This window comes from Micromonospora sp. NPDC005254, from assembly GCF_042872525.1.
GTDB lineage: Bacteria > Actinomycetota > Actinomycetes > Mycobacteriales > Micromonosporaceae > Micromonospora.
In genome coordinates, this window is sequence record NZ_JBIAKM010000010.1 from 232,104 (window position 1) to 245,764 (window position 13,661).

13 protein-coding genes are annotated in these 13,661 nt (G+C 73.8%); 9 read left to right on the plus strand and 4 right to left on the minus strand.

What is annotated here, in order from left to right; translation table 11 throughout:
* Positions 1–771 carry an SGNH/GDSL hydrolase family protein gene (locus ACFYPR_RS28130; protein WP_354861290.1) on the plus strand — a complete coding sequence of 257 codons (771 nt, stop codon included), beginning with the start codon at positions 1–3 and terminating at the stop codon, positions 769–771.
* Positions 772–815: 44 nt separating this feature from the next.
* Positions 816–1,235: a YchJ family protein gene (locus ACFYPR_RS28135; protein WP_387263359.1), complete on the plus strand. Its 420-nt coding sequence runs from the start codon at positions 816–818 to the stop codon at positions 1,233–1,235.
* A 36-nt stretch (positions 1,236–1,271) separates the two neighbouring features.
* Here the strand turns inward: ACFYPR_RS28135 and ACFYPR_RS28140 are convergent, their stop codons facing one another.
* Entirely contained in the window at positions 1,272–2,591 is a 1,320-nt protein-coding gene (locus ACFYPR_RS28140; RefSeq protein WP_387263360.1) for an MFS transporter, read from the minus strand.
* 209 nt (positions 2,592–2,800) lie between these two features.
* Complete coding sequence (locus ACFYPR_RS28145) at positions 2,801–3,877, minus strand: hypothetical protein (protein WP_354861264.1); 1,077 nt, start codon at positions 3,875–3,877, stop codon at positions 2,801–2,803.
* A 189-nt stretch (positions 3,878–4,066) separates the two neighbouring features.
* Here ACFYPR_RS28145 and ACFYPR_RS28150 point away from each other — a divergent pair, with 189 nt between their 5' ends.
* The 4 genes from ACFYPR_RS28150 to ACFYPR_RS28165 all read left to right on the plus strand — a co-directional run bounded on the left by ACFYPR_RS28150 (position 4,067) and on the right by ACFYPR_RS28165 (position 8,566).
* Positions 4,067–5,197, plus strand: a complete 1,131-nt coding sequence (locus ACFYPR_RS28150) for an N-acetylmuramoyl-L-alanine amidase (protein ID WP_354861263.1) — start codon at positions 4,067–4,069, stop codon at positions 5,195–5,197.
* Between the two features lie 146 nt (positions 5,198–5,343).
* Positions 5,344–6,918, plus strand: a complete 1,575-nt coding sequence (locus ACFYPR_RS28155; protein ID WP_363940170.1) for an FMN-binding glutamate synthase family protein — start codon at positions 5,344–5,346, stop codon at positions 6,916–6,918.
* A gap of 458 nt (positions 6,919–7,376) precedes the next feature.
* Positions 7,377–7,988 carry an N-acetyltransferase gene (locus tag ACFYPR_RS28160; protein ID WP_363940172.1) on the plus strand — a complete coding sequence of 204 codons (612 nt, stop codon included), beginning with the start codon at positions 7,377–7,379 and terminating at the stop codon, positions 7,986–7,988.
* Entirely contained in the window at positions 7,985–8,566 is a 582-nt protein-coding gene (locus ACFYPR_RS28165; protein ID WP_387263363.1) for a GNAT family N-acetyltransferase, read from the plus strand. Before ACFYPR_RS28160 ends, ACFYPR_RS28165 begins: the two co-directional genes overlap by 4 nt.
* Here ACFYPR_RS28165 and ACFYPR_RS28170 read toward each other — a convergent pair.
* On the minus strand, positions 8,461–9,435 hold the full coding sequence (locus ACFYPR_RS28170; protein WP_387263366.1) for a helix-turn-helix transcriptional regulator: 975 nt from the start codon (positions 9,433–9,435) through the stop codon (positions 8,461–8,463). The two genes, ACFYPR_RS28165 and ACFYPR_RS28170, sit on opposite strands and share 106 nt — an antisense overlap.
* A 94-nt stretch (positions 9,436–9,529) precedes the next feature.
* Between ACFYPR_RS28170 and ACFYPR_RS28175 the strand changes: the two genes are divergently transcribed.
* Entirely contained in the window at positions 9,530–9,967 is a 438-nt protein-coding gene (locus ACFYPR_RS28175; protein WP_387263431.1) for a VOC family protein, read from the plus strand.
* 57 nt (positions 9,968–10,024) lie between these two features.
* Entirely contained in the window at positions 10,025–11,212 is a 1,188-nt protein-coding gene (gene dinB, locus ACFYPR_RS28180; protein ID WP_387263368.1) for a DNA polymerase IV, read from the plus strand.
* A 31-nt stretch (positions 11,213–11,243) separates the two neighbouring features.
* Here dinB and ACFYPR_RS28185 read toward each other — a convergent pair whose 3' ends face one another.
* Positions 11,244–12,899, minus strand: a complete 1,656-nt coding sequence (locus ACFYPR_RS28185; protein ID WP_363940179.1) for a hypothetical protein — start codon at positions 12,897–12,899, stop codon at positions 11,244–11,246.
* A gap of 274 nt (positions 12,900–13,173) precedes the next feature.
* Between ACFYPR_RS28185 and ACFYPR_RS28190 the strand changes: the two genes are divergently transcribed.
* A complete protein-coding gene (locus tag ACFYPR_RS28190; RefSeq protein ID WP_387263371.1) occupies positions 13,174–13,512 on the plus strand; it encodes a hypothetical protein in 339 nt (112 codons plus the stop codon).
* Positions 13,513–13,661: the final 149 nt, after the last annotated feature.

A 13,661-nucleotide genomic window follows, 5' to 3' on the forward strand; every position in this document is an offset into this window, starting at 1 on the left:
ATGTGGCAGCGGTACGTGGCGATCGGCGACAGCACCACCGAAGGGCTCGACGATCCGGACGACGCCGGCGGCTACCGGGGCTGGGCCGACCGGTTCGCCCTGGCGGTGGCGCGCGCCCAGGGCGGCCTGGAGTACGCAAACCTGGCCATCCGTGGCCGGACCACCGCGCGAATCCGCGCCGAGCAGCTCCAGCCGGCCCTCGATCTCGCCCCCGACCTGGCCACCGTGGTCGCCGGCATGAACGACGTGCTGCGCCCCTCCTTCGACGCCGACCAGGTCGCCGAGGACGTCGCGGCGATGCAGCGGGCACTCGTCGGGCAGGGCGCCACCGTCCTGACCTTCACCATGCCGGACCCGGCGCCGGTGATGCCGCTGGCCCGGCCGCTGCGGGGCCGGATGCTGGCACTCAACGAGGCCCTGCGCGCGGCCACCGCGCAGACCGGGGCCACGCTGCTCGACCTGGGAGCGCATCCGGTCTCCTCCGATCCACGGCTGTGGAGCGACGACCGGCTGCACGCCAACAGCGCCGGGCACGCGCGGATCGCCGCCGCGCTGGCGTACACCGCCGGTCTGCCCGGGTTCGACGACTCCTGGACGGCGCCGCTGCCGCCGGCGCCGCTGCGACGCCGCGCCGAGGTGCTCGGCGCCGAGCTGGCCTGGGCCCGCCGGCACCTGCTGCCCTGGGTGGCCCGGCACCTGCGCGGCCGGTCGTCCGGGGACGACCGGGTCGCGAAACGGCCGGTCCCCCTGCCGGTGGCGCTGGACGGCTGACGGCCGGCCGCTCGGGGCGCCCGGCGGTGCGGCAGGATGGCGGGATGGGCAGGGGTACGGGTGGCCGGCGGGCGAACGCGACGACCGGACGGGTCTGCCCGTGCGGCTCCGGCCAGGCGTACGCCGACTGCTGCTCCCCGGTCCACGGCGGTACCGCGCAGGCGCCGACGGCCGAGGCGCTGATGCGCTCCCGGTTCAGCGCCTTCGCCCTCGGCGACGCCGACTACCTGCTGCGCAGTTGGCACTCGTCGACCCGACCCGCTCGACTGGAGCTGACCCCGGGGCAGCGGTGGACCCGGCTGGAGATCGTCGAGACCGAGCGCGGCGGTCTGCTCGACGCCACCGGCACGGTGACTTTCCACGCCCACTACCGCGAGGCGGGTCGGCCGGGCACGCTGACCGAGCACAGCCGGTTCGTCCGCGAGGACGGCCGGTGGGTCTACCTCGACGGCGACCAGCCCTGACACCTGAGCCGGGAGGTCATCGCGGGGACCCAGCCGTCACGGTGTCGGTCCGGAGTGTCGCCGGCGGGCCAGCAGCGCCAGCGCCACCACGAGGTACGCCCCGGCCGCCGCCGCGAACGCCACCGCGTTGCCGGCCGCCGTGGCGACGAGACCGTAACCGGCGTACGTCCCGATGATCAGCAGGTCGGTGGCCATCCCGGCCAGCGAGGTGACGGTGGCCCGACTGGTGCCGGTGATCCGGGCCTGCAACCGCGCGTCGGCCAGCACGGTGGCCAGTTGCGCGGCGCCGAACGCCACCGCGAGCAGCACGAAGCCCGCCGGGTGCCGGACCAGAGCGCCCCCGGCCAGCGCGACGGCGACCAGGCCGAGCAGCACGGCGTAACCCCGGTGGCCCAGCCGCTCCCCCGCCGGGGCGAGCAGCCCACCGACGGTGACACCGGCCCACAGCAGCAGGAGCAGCAGCGGCACGGCCTGCGCGCCGACGCCGGTGTCCACGGCCAGCAGCGGCGTGTACTCGTCCAGCGCGCCCCAGTCGGCGGCCACCACCGCGACCAGCAGGACGGCCGCCCGCACGGGGGGCCGGGAGCGGACCTGCGTCACACCGGCCCGCAGCGTGTCCCACCAGGTCAGATCGCCGTCGTCGTCCGGTGTTGCCGACTCGGGCGCCTGGTCGCCGCGCAACGCGGCGACGGGCGGCACGGCCACCGCCGGGTCGTACGCCGGTGGCGGCGGGTCGTGCACGGGCCGGGACGGTGACGCGCCGGGCGGCGGGCGGTGCTCGGGGAACCGGGCCGCGACGGCGGCGGCGAGCAGGCAGGCGAGCACGCTGGCCGCGCCGACCGCCGGGTACCCGCCGATGGCGAGCACCGGGCCGGCGAGCACCCCGGTGACCACCACGCCCAGCACACCCGCCGTCCGTGCCCGACCGAGCACCCGGGCGTACCGGCCGGCGGCGCCGAGCCGGTCCAGTTCGGTCCAGACCAGCGCCTCCAGAGCGCCGGACACCAGCGCCCCGCCGGCGCCCCACAACAGGAACCCGACCGCGAAGGCCGGGTACGACGGGATCAGCACCCACAGCGCGTAGCCGGCGGCGGTCACCAGCGGGGCGAGGCGCAGCAGCAGCCGGCGCGACACCGCGTCGGCCCACGCGCCGGACGGCACCTCGAACAGGATGCCGGCAGCCGACCAGATGACGAACAGCGACGAGATCTGCCCCACCGACAGGCCGGTGTCGGCGAAGAGCACCACGTACAGCGGGTAGAGCAGGACGAGGTCACTGAGGAACGCGTACCCGTAGAGGGTCACCGACAGCCGGCGGACCGCCGGGTCGGGCACGCGCGAGGCGAGGTGGGTCATGGGGCCTTCCCGTGGGAGTGGAGACGGACACCGGACGTGCGGTGCCCGTGGCGGTCCACGGGTGCGGCCTACGGCGTTGGATCAATGTCGCCAGGTCATGTCGGCGATGGTAGACCGGCGTCAGGGTGCCGGCCAGCGCTTTCGGCGTGCCGGCCCGACGGGAGCGGGGCGGGATCCGCGTGGATCCCGCCCCGCCGTCGCGCCGAGGTTCAACGCCGGTGGGGATCCACCGGCGGGATGACCGTCGTGGTCTCGCTGTCGTCGCTGCTGCTGCGCTGGCCCGGAACCCCGCCGCTGATCACCTGGGTCGTGTCGGCGTCACGGTGGGGATCCACCACCTGCGTGGTGTCCGGGTCGGTCGAACGGGCCACCACCTGCGTGGTGTCGTCGACGCTGTCGGCGGGACGGGTCACCACCTGGGTGGCCTCCGGGTCGGACGGCCGGGTCGTCACCTGCGTCGCGTCCGCCTCGGCGGGACGGGTCACCACCTGCGTGGCCTCCGGGTCGGACGGCCGGGTCGTCACCGGGGTGGCGTCCGCGTCGGCGCGGGCGGCCGTCGAGCGGGCCAGTTCGGCCTCGGCGTCGCGGCGACCGGCCCGGTAGGCGCGGGCGTGCGTGGCGATCAGCTGCGACTCCTGCTCGGCGCGGGTCAGCCACGCCTCCCAGCGACTCTGCATCGGACGGATGAGGCCGCCACCGACCCCGACGACGAGGATGCCGCCCACAGTGGCCAGCACCGCGATCAGCACCGGGGTGGTGACCGCGGTGGCCACGCCGATCTGGTTCAGCGCCGCGATGACGCCCAGGCCGAGGATGAACACCGAGGCGATACCGGCCAGCACCCGACCGTACGACAGCCCGCCGAGCGCGCCGCTGATGATGTCCTTCACGGCGTTGGCGATGGCGGCGGCGACCACGACGATGACGATCGCGACGAAGGCGCGGGGCAACCACGCGACCACGGCCGTGATCAGGTCGGAGATCGGGTTGGGCCCCCAGATGCCGAAGGCGAGTTGCAGGGTGAGCAGCAGCACCGCGTAGTAGACGAGCTTCGCGACGATGTCGCTGGCGTCGTACCGGGAGCGGTTCAGGGCCCGGCGGATGCCGCCGCGCTCGACGGCGCGGTCGAAGCCCACGCGTTCGAGGACCTTCTCCACGATCTTCAGTACGGCCTTGGCGATCAGCCAACCGGCCACCAGGATCGCCAGGAAGGCGACGGCCTTGGGCAGGAAGAGCATCACCGAGCGAAGGGCGTCGCCCACCGCGTCGCTGACGTTGTCACTCATAGGGTCGTTCCTCCATGCGGAGCAGCCGGGATGGTAGGCCACCGACCTACCCCCACCAGCGGACGGGGAAACGCCGCTCCCGCTCGGAGGGTCTAGCGCGCGGACGAGTCTTGGCAATATTCTCCGGAGTACGTGCGGCCACTGGAGCTACTTTTCATCCCCCCGCCGTCGGCCGCAGGAGGAGATGTCATGCACGTCGACCATTCCGAAGTGGACCGCCGAACGCTGCTGCGGGCCGGTCTCGGCGCGGCCACGGTCGCCGTCGTCGGAAGCGAACTCGCCTTCTCGGGCGCGGCGCAGGCCGCTCCCGGCACCGACCTGGACTGGATCATCAGCTGCGACGAGTGGGCCGCCCGCCCGCCGAAGGACCCGCTGTCGGTCAGCGCCATCCCCACCAACAAGATCATCGTGCATCACATGGCGTTCCCGAACGTCACCGACTACTCCCGCGAGCAGGCGGTCAAGCTGGCCCACGACTGCCAGGACCTGCACATCGACGGCAACGGCTGGTCGGACACCGGCCAGCACTTCACGGTGAGCCGCGGTGGCTACGTGCTGGAGGGCCGCCGGGGCAGCCTGGAACGCCTCGAAGCGGGCGACCGCCAGATGATCTCGGCGCACTGCCCGGGCGAGAACGGCCGGGCCATCGGCATCGAGAACGAGGGCACCTACGTCACCGAGACCCCGCCGGAGGCGCTGACCGACTCGCTGGTCAAGCTCTGCGTGGCCATCTGCCGGCAGTACGGGCTGCACGCTTTCGACATCTTCGGCCACTGGGACTTCCGCACCACCGACTGCCCGGGCGCGGCGTTCTACCGGCAGTTCCCGCAGCTGCGGCGGCGGGTCCACGCGGCCCTCGGCACCAAGCTGGGTGACGTGCCGGCCCGCCGCTGGCCGGATCTGTGGCGGTTCGTCAACTCGCCGTCGGTCCGGGTGGTGCAGCACCTGCTGGCCTACCGGGGCTACGCCGTGACGGTCAGCGGCACGTTCGACGCCGCGACCGTGGCCGCCGTGCAGGACTGGCAGGCCCGCAACGGCATCGCCGTGGACGTGGACGCCACGCTCACCACGCCGACCTGGGAGACCCTGGCGCCCGAGCTCGACCAGCACGCCGCCGGCGCGCCGGTCACGGCCGTCCAGGAGATCCTCGCGACCAAGGGGTACGCGGTCACCGTCACCGGCGCGTACGACCACGCCACCCGCGGGGCCGTGCAGGACCTGCAGGCGCTGCACGGGCTGCCCCGCAACGGCAAGCTCAGCACGAGCACGTGGTGCGCGATCGTCGGCGGCACGGTCCGCCAGTCGTTCACGCACCACTGACCCTCCGCCGGAGGCGGCGCGGGGTGATCCCGTGCCGCCTCCCCCGCGGGCGGACGCTGGTCACCAGTACGCACCCGGGGCCTGAGCAGCGCAATGTCGCCGGCGCGTCGGTTTGGCCGACGGCGCGGGCGGAAAGGTTGCCGAGCATGACATGGGCCCGTCGAGCCGTACCCGCCGTCGCCGCCGCCGTCGCGGCACTCGCCGCGCGGGATCTGATCCAGCGCGACCACGCGCTGCTGCGCAACTTCCCGGTGCTCGGCCGCGCCCGCTACCTGCTGGAGGCCATCGGGCCGGAGCTTCGGCAGTACATCGTGGCCGGCAACGACGAGGAACGCCCGTTCACCAGAGACCAGCGTCGCTGGGTGTACGCGTCGGCGAAGCAGGAGAACAACTACTTCGGCTTCGGCACGGACAACGACATCGAGCACACGCCCGGCTACCCGATCATCAAGCACCGCACGTTCGGCCGGGCCGTGCCGCCGTCGTCCCCGACGGCCGGACACGACGTACGGCTGCCGTGCGCGAAGGTGCTGGGCGCGGCGCGGGATCGGGCACGCGCGTTCCGACCGGAGTCGGTGGTCAACATCTCCGGGATGAGCTTCGGCTCGCTCTCCGGCAACGCCATCACCGCCCTGAACAAGGGAGCCGCGCTCGCCGGGTGCCTGCAGAACACCGGCGAGGGTGGCCTGTCGCCGTACCACCGCAACGGTGGTGAGCTGGTCTTCCAGCTCGGCACGGCGTACTTCGGCTGCCGCGACGAGCACGGCCGGTTCAGTCTCGACCGGCTGAAGGACCTGGTCGCCGGCGCCCCCGTCCGGGCCTTGGAGATCAAGCTGAGCCAGGGCGCCAAACCGAGCCTCGGCGGGCTGCTGCCCGGGGCGAAGGTGTCCGCCGAGATCGCCGCCACCCGGGGCATCCCGGCCGGGCAGGACTGTGTGAGCCCGTCGCGGCACGCCGAGTTCTCCGACTGTGACAGCCTGCTCGACTGGGTGGAGCTGCTGGCCGCCGAGACGGGCCTGCCGGTCGGCATCAAGTCGGCGGTCGGCGACCTCAGCTTCTGGCAGGAGCTGGCCAGCCTGATGCGGGACACCGGCCGGGGCGTCGACTTCATCACGGTCGACGGCGGCGAGGGCGGCACCGGCGCCGCGCCGCTGATCTTCACTGACTCGGTGTCGCTCCCGTTTCAGCAGGGCTTCTCCCGGGTCTACAAGGTCTTCGCCGAACACGACCTGCACGAGCAGGTGGTGTTCGTCGGCAGCGGCAAGCTCGGCCTGCCGGACAACGCCATCGTGGCGTTCGCGCTCGGCTGCGACATGGTCAACGTGGGTCGGGAGGCGATGCTGTCGATCGGCTGCATCCAGGCGCAGAAGTGCCACACCGACACCTGCCCCACCGGGGTGGCGACGCAGAACGCGTGGCTGGCCCGGGGCCTCGACCCGACGCTCAAGTCCGTCCGGGCGGCCAACTACCTGCGGACGCTGCGCCGGGACCTGACCAAGGTCGCCGAGGCGTGCGGCGTCGAACACCCCGGCCTGATCGGCACGGACGCCGTGGAGATCCTGGACGGCCGCACCGGCTCCACCCCACTGCACGAGGTGTACGGCTACCGACCGCACTGGGGCCTGCCCTCGCCGGCCGACCAGAAGGAGATCATCCGGCTGATGGCCCCGGAGTCGCCCCGGGGCGGCAGCGCCCCTCCGTCGGCGACCGCCGTCGGCTGAGGGCGGCGGCTGAGGGCGGCGGAATCAGACGCGGCCCACCGCTCGGGGCGGCCATGACTCCAACGAGCGGTATACCTGTGGGTCATATTTATGACTCACAGGTATATGGCTCTGCCGCATCATGCCCACCGGTCGCGCTGCCGGGCCGCGCGGGTCGCGCGCGGCGCCTCCGGAGCGGGGCGGAGCGGGGTCGCGCAGATCGCGCGCGTCGCCTCCGGAGCGCGGCGGAGCGGGGCCGCGCAGGTCACGCGCGTCGCCTCCGGAGCGCGGCGGAGCGGGGCCGCGCAGGTCACGCGCGACGCCTCCGGAGCGCGGCGGAACGGGGTCGATGTCGCTTCGCCCGGCACGAAGGTCGCGTTGGGCAGCATCCGGATCGACGGGCCGGGGCATTCGTCATCGGCGATCGCCGACCGGTAAACGCGTGGAGCTGCTGCCGGCGACACCCGTATCGTGGCGCGGTGCTGATCAGACGCGAGACCCCCGCCGACGTCGACGCCATCCGCGCGGTGCACGCCGCCGCCTTCGCCAAGACCACGGACGACGCCGCGCCGGTCGAGGCGACGCCGGTCGACACACCGCAAGTCGAGGCGACGCCAGTCGACGCACCGCAAGTGGACACACCGCAAGTCGAGGCGACGCCGGTCGAGGCGACGCTTGTCGACGCGCTGCGGGCCGACGAGGGCTGGCTGCCCGCGTACTCCCTGGTGGCGACCGATTCGGACGGCCAGGTGGTGGGGCACGTGGTGGCCACCCGCGGCCGGGTGGGCGGTGAGCCGGTGGCGTTGGGCCTGGGGCCGCTCGGCGTGCTTCCCGCGTGGCAGCGTCGCGGTGTCGGCACGGCGTTGATGCACGCGGTGCTCGGCGCGGCCGACGCCCGCGACGAACCGCTCGTGGTGTTGCTCGGGCATCCCGGGTACTACCCGCGCTTCGGGTTCCGGCCCGCCGTCGAGTTGGGCGTCACCCCGCCGCAGCCGTGGGGTCCGCGGTACTTCATGGCCCGGCCGCTGAACGCATGGCGCGAGTCGATCCGGGGCGAGTTCCGCTACGCCCGCCCCTTCGACGACCTGTGAACCCACCGCGCGTCCGCCGCCGGCGTGCCGCCGACCTCGACGGCTGCATCGCGGCGCTCGCCGACGTCCACCGGGTGGACCGCTATCCGCTGAACTGGCCGGCCGACCCGCACCGCTGGCTGCGCGAGCCGCACCCGGCGCGCGCCTGGGTCGCCGTCGACCCCGCTGGAACGATCGTCGGACACGTCGCGGTGCACCGCCTGCCCGACCCGGCGGACGAGCCGCGCGCCGATCCGACGGCCGAGGTGGCTCGGCTCTTCGTGGTGCCGGCCGCCCGCGGGCTGGCGCTGGGCAGCACTCTGCTGGCCCGGGCACGGCACTGGGCGGACGCGCGCGGGGTGCGTCTGGTGCTCGAGGTGGTCGCCGACGGCGCCGCGGCCGTCGCCCTGTACGAGCGCACCGGATGGCGGTACACGGGCAGCAGCACGGCATCGTGGACCGCCCCGGACGGCAGCCCGGTGTCGCTGCGGCGTTACACCGTGCGCTCCGACGCCGACCCGGCCATCGCCGCGAGCCGGCGGGCGAGCAGGGCGGCGGCCTCGCGCAGCTCCGCGGGCTCCACCACCTCCACCTCGTAGCGCAGGCGGGCGATGTGCGCGGCGAGCCCGTCCAGGCTGTCGCCGCCGACGACGAGCACGCACCAGCCGTCGCGACCGGCCTCGACGCGTCCCACCTGTGGTGGGACCGCCTCGCGCACGCGCTCGGGCGGGGCGTGCACCCGCACCCGGGCGAGATACCGGTAGGGCGCGTCGGTCACCGACCGCTGCACGAAGGCGATCGGATCCGGATGGTCACGCGCCGGGAAGCGCCAGGTCGTCGCCACCGTGGCCCGCATCCGGTCCAGGCGGAACGTACGCCAGTCGTCGCGATCGACGTCCCAGGCCATCAGATACCAGCGACGGCCGGTGGTGACCATCCGGACCGGCTCGACCGTCCGCTCCCGCTCACCGCTGTCGCGGCCGGCGTAGTGGAACCGCACCCGCACCGCGTCACGACAGGCACGGGCGAGTGTCACCAGCAGCTCCGCGTCGATCTCGGCCACCGGGCCGATGAGCGTCTCCGTCCAGCCGTGCACCGCTCGCACCTCGGCGCGCAGCCGCGCCGGCATCCCCTGGTCGAGTTTCGTGAGTGCCCGCAGGGCCGCCTCGGCTGCCCCGGCGACCGTGCCTCCCGACGCCAGTCGCAGGGAAACCGCCGTGGCGATCGCCTCCTCGTCGTCGAGAAGCAGCGGCGGCAGCCGGGTGCCCGCGCCGAGCCGGTAGCCGCCGCCAACGCCAACCGACGCCTGGACGGGATATCCGAGTGCGCGCAGCCGTTGCACGTCACGGCGCACACAGCGCTCGGTGACACCCAGCTCGGCGGCGAGTTCGGTGGCCGTCCACGACGACCGCCGCTGCAACAGGGCCAGCATCCGCAGCACCCGCTCCGTCGTCGCCTCCACCGTCACCCGCCGATCGTTGCACGAATAGCGGAACGATCCTGTCCGCCAGGCACGAGAGGGTGGCGGCATGACCAGCCAGACCAGGAAGGAGGGAGCTGTCATGGCCCGCGAGGTGCAGATAACGTTCGACGCCGCCGACCCGGCCAGCCTGGCGGCGTTCTGGGCCAAGGCCCTCGACTACGAGTTGCAGGGGCCGCCCGGGGACTTCGACTCGTGGGACGCCGCACTGGACGCGATGGGTGTGCCGCCGGAGCGCCGCAACGACGCGTCCGCGGTGGTCGACCCCAAGGGTGCGGGGCCGCGCCTGTTCTTCCAGCGCGTGCCGGAGGGCAAGCAGGCCAAGAATCGCGTGCACATCGACGTGCGGGCCGCCCCCGGGCTCACGGGTGACGACCGGATGGCGGCCCTGGAGGCGGAGGCCGAACGGCTCGTCGCCCGCGGCGCCACCCGCCTCGCACGGCACGAGCCCGCTCCCCCGCTCGGCGCCGGTCACCTCGTGCTCGCCGACCCCGAGGGCAACGAGTTCTGCCTCGACTGATCGGGCGTTCGCCCAGCTCACTGCCGCGATGGTCGGGCGTCGTGCGAACATGTGTACGTGTCGACCGGCGCCCACATCCTGCACGCCGACCTGGACGCCTTCTACGCGTCCGTCGAGCAGCGCGACGACCCGCGCCTGCGGGGGCGGCCGGTGATCGTCGGCGGTGGTGTGGTGCTCGCCGCCAGCTACGAGGCGAAGGCGCGGGGCGTCCGCAGCGCGATGGGTGGCCAACAGGCGCGCAGGCTGTGCCCGGACGCCATCGTGGTGCCGCCCCGGATGGCGGCGTACACGCAGGCCAGCCGGGCCGTGTTCGAGATCTTCCGGCAGACCACGCCGCTGGTCGAGGGGCTCTCCATCGACGAGGCGTTCCTCGACGTGGGCGGCCTGCGGCGGCTGGTCGGCGCACCGGCCGACATCGCCGAGCGGCTGCGCCGGGAGGTCCGCGACCGGGTCCGCCTGCCGATCACGGTGGGCGTGGCCCGGACGAAGTTCCTGGCCAAGGTGGCCAGCGGGGTGGCGAAACCGGACGGGCTGCTGGTCGTCGCCCCCGACGCCGAGGTGGAGTTCCTGCACCCGCTGCCGGTGGAGCGGCTGTGGGGCGTCGGCCCGGTCACCGCGGCCAAGCTGCGGGAGCGCCGGATCCGTACCGTCGGGGAGGTGGCCCGGCTCGGCGAGGCCGCGCTGGTGTCCCTGCTCGGGGCGGGCGCCGGCCGGCACCTGCACGCCCTGGCCCACATGCGCGACCCCCGGTCGGTGCAGGTCGGCCGCCGCCGGGGCTCGATGGGCGCGCAGCACGCGTTGGGACGTACCCCGCATGCCCCGGCGGAGCTGGACGCCATCCTGGCCGGCCTGGTCGACCGGGTCACCCGACGGATGCGGGCGGGCGGGCGGTCCGGGCGCACGGTGGTGCTGCGGCTGCGCTTCGGCGACTACACCCGGGCCACCCGCTCGCACACCGTCCGCAAGGCGACCGCGGACACCGTGCCGCTGCTCGCCGCCGCGCGGGCGTTGCTGCAAGCCGCGCTACCGGAGATCGACAGGCGGGGCGTCACCCTGGTCGGCGTCTCAGTGGGCAACCTCGACGACAACCCGGTGCAGCCGGAACTGCCGTTCCAGGCCGACCCCGGGGCCGACCTGGACGCCGCGGTGGACGCGGTCCGCGACCGGTTCGGCTCCTCGGCGCTCACCCGGGCGGTGCTGCTGGGCCGGGACCCGGGCGTCGAGATGCCGCTGTTGCCGGACTGACGGCACGACGCACTGCCCCGCCCGGATGTCGTCAGGACCGCGAGGTCGCGGTGTTGCTCAGATGACGACCGACATATCCGATGTAGATGGCGCCGCTACCGGCCGAGTCGTCATGAAAGTGCAGCCGGGGAGAGACGGTTGCCAATGTGCCGAGCCGCACGTGCGCCCCCATGAAGACCCGACCCCGCGGGTCGACGCCCGGCGGCACCGGCAGCGTCCGCTGCTGAGCGAAGCGCCGGTTGTTCCGTACGGTCTGCGACTCGTCGCGGGCCACCTTGCCGGCGGAGATGACCCGGCCGCCCTCGGCCGGGGTCTCGCACCAGAACTTGAAGTCCCCACCGGACCAGCCGTCGCGTCTGGCCCGCGCGTAGTCGGCCATCGCGAGCATCGCCTGCCAGGCGAGTTGAGACCAGTTCGAGTGGGCGGCATGCTCGTCCAGGTCGAGGGCGAGACCGCGGTCGCCGGTGAACACCACGTCGGGCGCGAGCACGTCGAGCCGGTCGAACAGCTCGGCGAACGAACTCGGCAACGGATCCGGAAGTTCGGGCGGGGCGTACGCCTCCGCGTGCCGGTTGAGTTCCCCCAGCCGCTGTCGAAGGGCCCGGATCGTCGCGTCGCGCCCCTCCAGCTCGTTGCGGGTGAACTCCAGTTCGGCGGTGAGATCCAGCAGCTCGTCCTGTTGCCGGCTGATGGTGGCCCGCGCCTGCCGGTCGGCATCGTCGGCCGTCTCCAGCAGGCTGGTGAGGATCTTCACCTCGTCCGCGAGGGCGACGCGCTGGTCGTCGGCGGTCGGCCGGCGGGTTGCGCTGCGGAAGAAGTCCCGAAGTGACAGGTTCAGGCCCTTGAGGGCGGCCGGTGGGAGGGAGTTGGCGGCCAGTTGCCGGGGCAGGGCCGAAAGCGCTCGGGCCGCGCGATGCGACTCCGTCTCGATACGGCGTCGGCTGAGCACGCGGTGGCGCAGCCCGTCCTCGACGAGCGCCGGATCGACGTCCGGGAGGTAGGTCCGGATACTGCCCGGCCCGATCCCGTGCGTCGCGCCGATACCGTCGTTGAAGGCCTGCGCGGCCGTCGGATCGAGGATGTACAGGCTCGCCAGGCCGGGGAGGTCGGCCATCAGCCGTGTCACGAGCTGGCGCCACCGCTCGAACGGCTCACCGCCGGGCGCCACCGCCACCACGACCGGCAACCGCCGTCCCTCGACGCAGACCAGGTCCAGCAGCTCGTCGACGGCCGGGGCGGGGACCGCGACCGGCGCGCTGCGCAGCGGCGCCTCGCCGTCGAACGCGTCGACGGCGTCCAGCAGCAGCCGAACCAACCCGGGCGTCCGCGGTGTCGGGACCGGGACGCCGGGCGGTGCGGTGGGCTCGATGTTGACCGACACCCAGGTCCGGTACGGCGAACGGCCACCTACCACGGCCACCGTGCTGACCCAGGCCACCCCGTCCTTGCGCGTTTCCCGCAGCTGCCATCCGTAGGCCGTGTTCGTGGCGGCGTGCAGCAGCACCACACCCGGTGCCAGGGTCGACGCGCCCGCGTCGAAGCGCTCCACGTCGTAGCGCTTCTGTCGTAGCCACGCCCGTAGTTGCTCGCGGACCCGGACGACCGATCCGGCGAGGTCCAGGGAGAGCTCGAATGCGGTCCGGTAGGGAACGACCGAGCCTGAACCCTCCTCGGCGGCAGAAGGCATGGACTGAAGGGTCGTCAACAGGACACTCCTCGGCGGGAGGCACGTGGGACGCCACCGTACCGACCCGTGTCAAGGGACGCGAGCAGATGTCAGAGAACCCCTGTTCCCCCGACTGTCGGTACCTGCGCCTCCGCATCTCGGGCGGGGCTGGCTCGCCCGCCGGTCGCATCGGCGCTGCCACGCAGATCACAGCAGGTGGGGGGTTTTGCCGGCGGTGCGAGTGGAGACGTTCCGGGGAATCAGCCTGACAGGGGGGACCACCATGTCCGACGACATGAGCAACCGTGCGAGCCGGCGTGCCGAGCGTCCGCGCGACGTGACCGATCCGCTGCTCTGGCAGCTCGCGCTCGACGTGCTGGCCGCACACGAGTCGGACGAGGAGGGCGCGTGCCGCAACCTGCTCTGCGCCGGCCAACCCTGGCCGTGTGCGGCGCGCAGCAGCGCTGAACAGTCGCTCCGGCTGGCCCGTCGGGCGGACGACACACCGCCCACAGCCGCCCCGCAGCGACCCGACGCCGCCACGTCGTCCGGCCGGTCCCCGGAGCGGGCTTCGGCTCCGCGGCAGACCCGTACCACCGGGTCGCTGTCGACGGCGACCGCCTCGGCCGCCTGACGCCCACCCGCCTCCCCGACATGCCAGCGGGGGGGGGGGCCGGGGGGGGGGGCGGCCCCCCCGCGGGGGGGGGGGGGGGGGGGCGCCCCGGGGCCGGGGGGGGGGCCCCCGCCGGGCCCCCCGCCACCCCCCGCCGGCCGGGGGCGGCC

Excerpts from the sequence above, each read along its gene's own strand:
- ACFYPR_RS28130 (WP_354861290.1), top strand. The coding sequence starts at position 1 with ATGTGGCAGCGGTACGTGGCGATCGGCGACAGCACCACCGAAGGGCTC.
- ACFYPR_RS28135 (WP_387263359.1), top strand. The coding sequence starts at position 816 with ATGGGCAGGGGTACGGGTGGCCGGCGGGCGAACGCGACGACCGGACGG.
- ACFYPR_RS28140 (WP_387263360.1), bottom strand. The coding sequence starts at position 2,591 with ATGACCCACCTCGCCTCGCGCGTGCCCGACCCGGCGGTCCGCCGGCTG.
- ACFYPR_RS28145 (WP_354861264.1), bottom strand. The coding sequence starts at position 3,877 with ATGAGTGACAACGTCAGCGACGCGGTGGGCGACGCCCTTCGCTCGGTG.
- ACFYPR_RS28150 (WP_354861263.1), top strand. The coding sequence starts at position 4,067 with ATGCACGTCGACCATTCCGAAGTGGACCGCCGAACGCTGCTGCGGGCC.
- ACFYPR_RS28155 (WP_363940170.1), top strand. The coding sequence starts at position 5,344 with ATGACATGGGCCCGTCGAGCCGTACCCGCCGTCGCCGCCGCCGTCGCG.
- ACFYPR_RS28175 (WP_387263431.1), top strand. The coding sequence starts at position 9,530 with ATGGCCCGCGAGGTGCAGATAACGTTCGACGCCGCCGACCCGGCCAGC.
- ACFYPR_RS28185 (WP_363940179.1), bottom strand. The coding sequence starts at position 12,899 with ATGCCTTCTGCCGCCGAGGAGGGTTCAGGCTCGGTCGTTCCCTACCGG.
- ACFYPR_RS28190 (WP_387263371.1), top strand. The coding sequence starts at position 13,174 with ATGAGCAACCGTGCGAGCCGGCGTGCCGAGCGTCCGCGCGACGTGACC.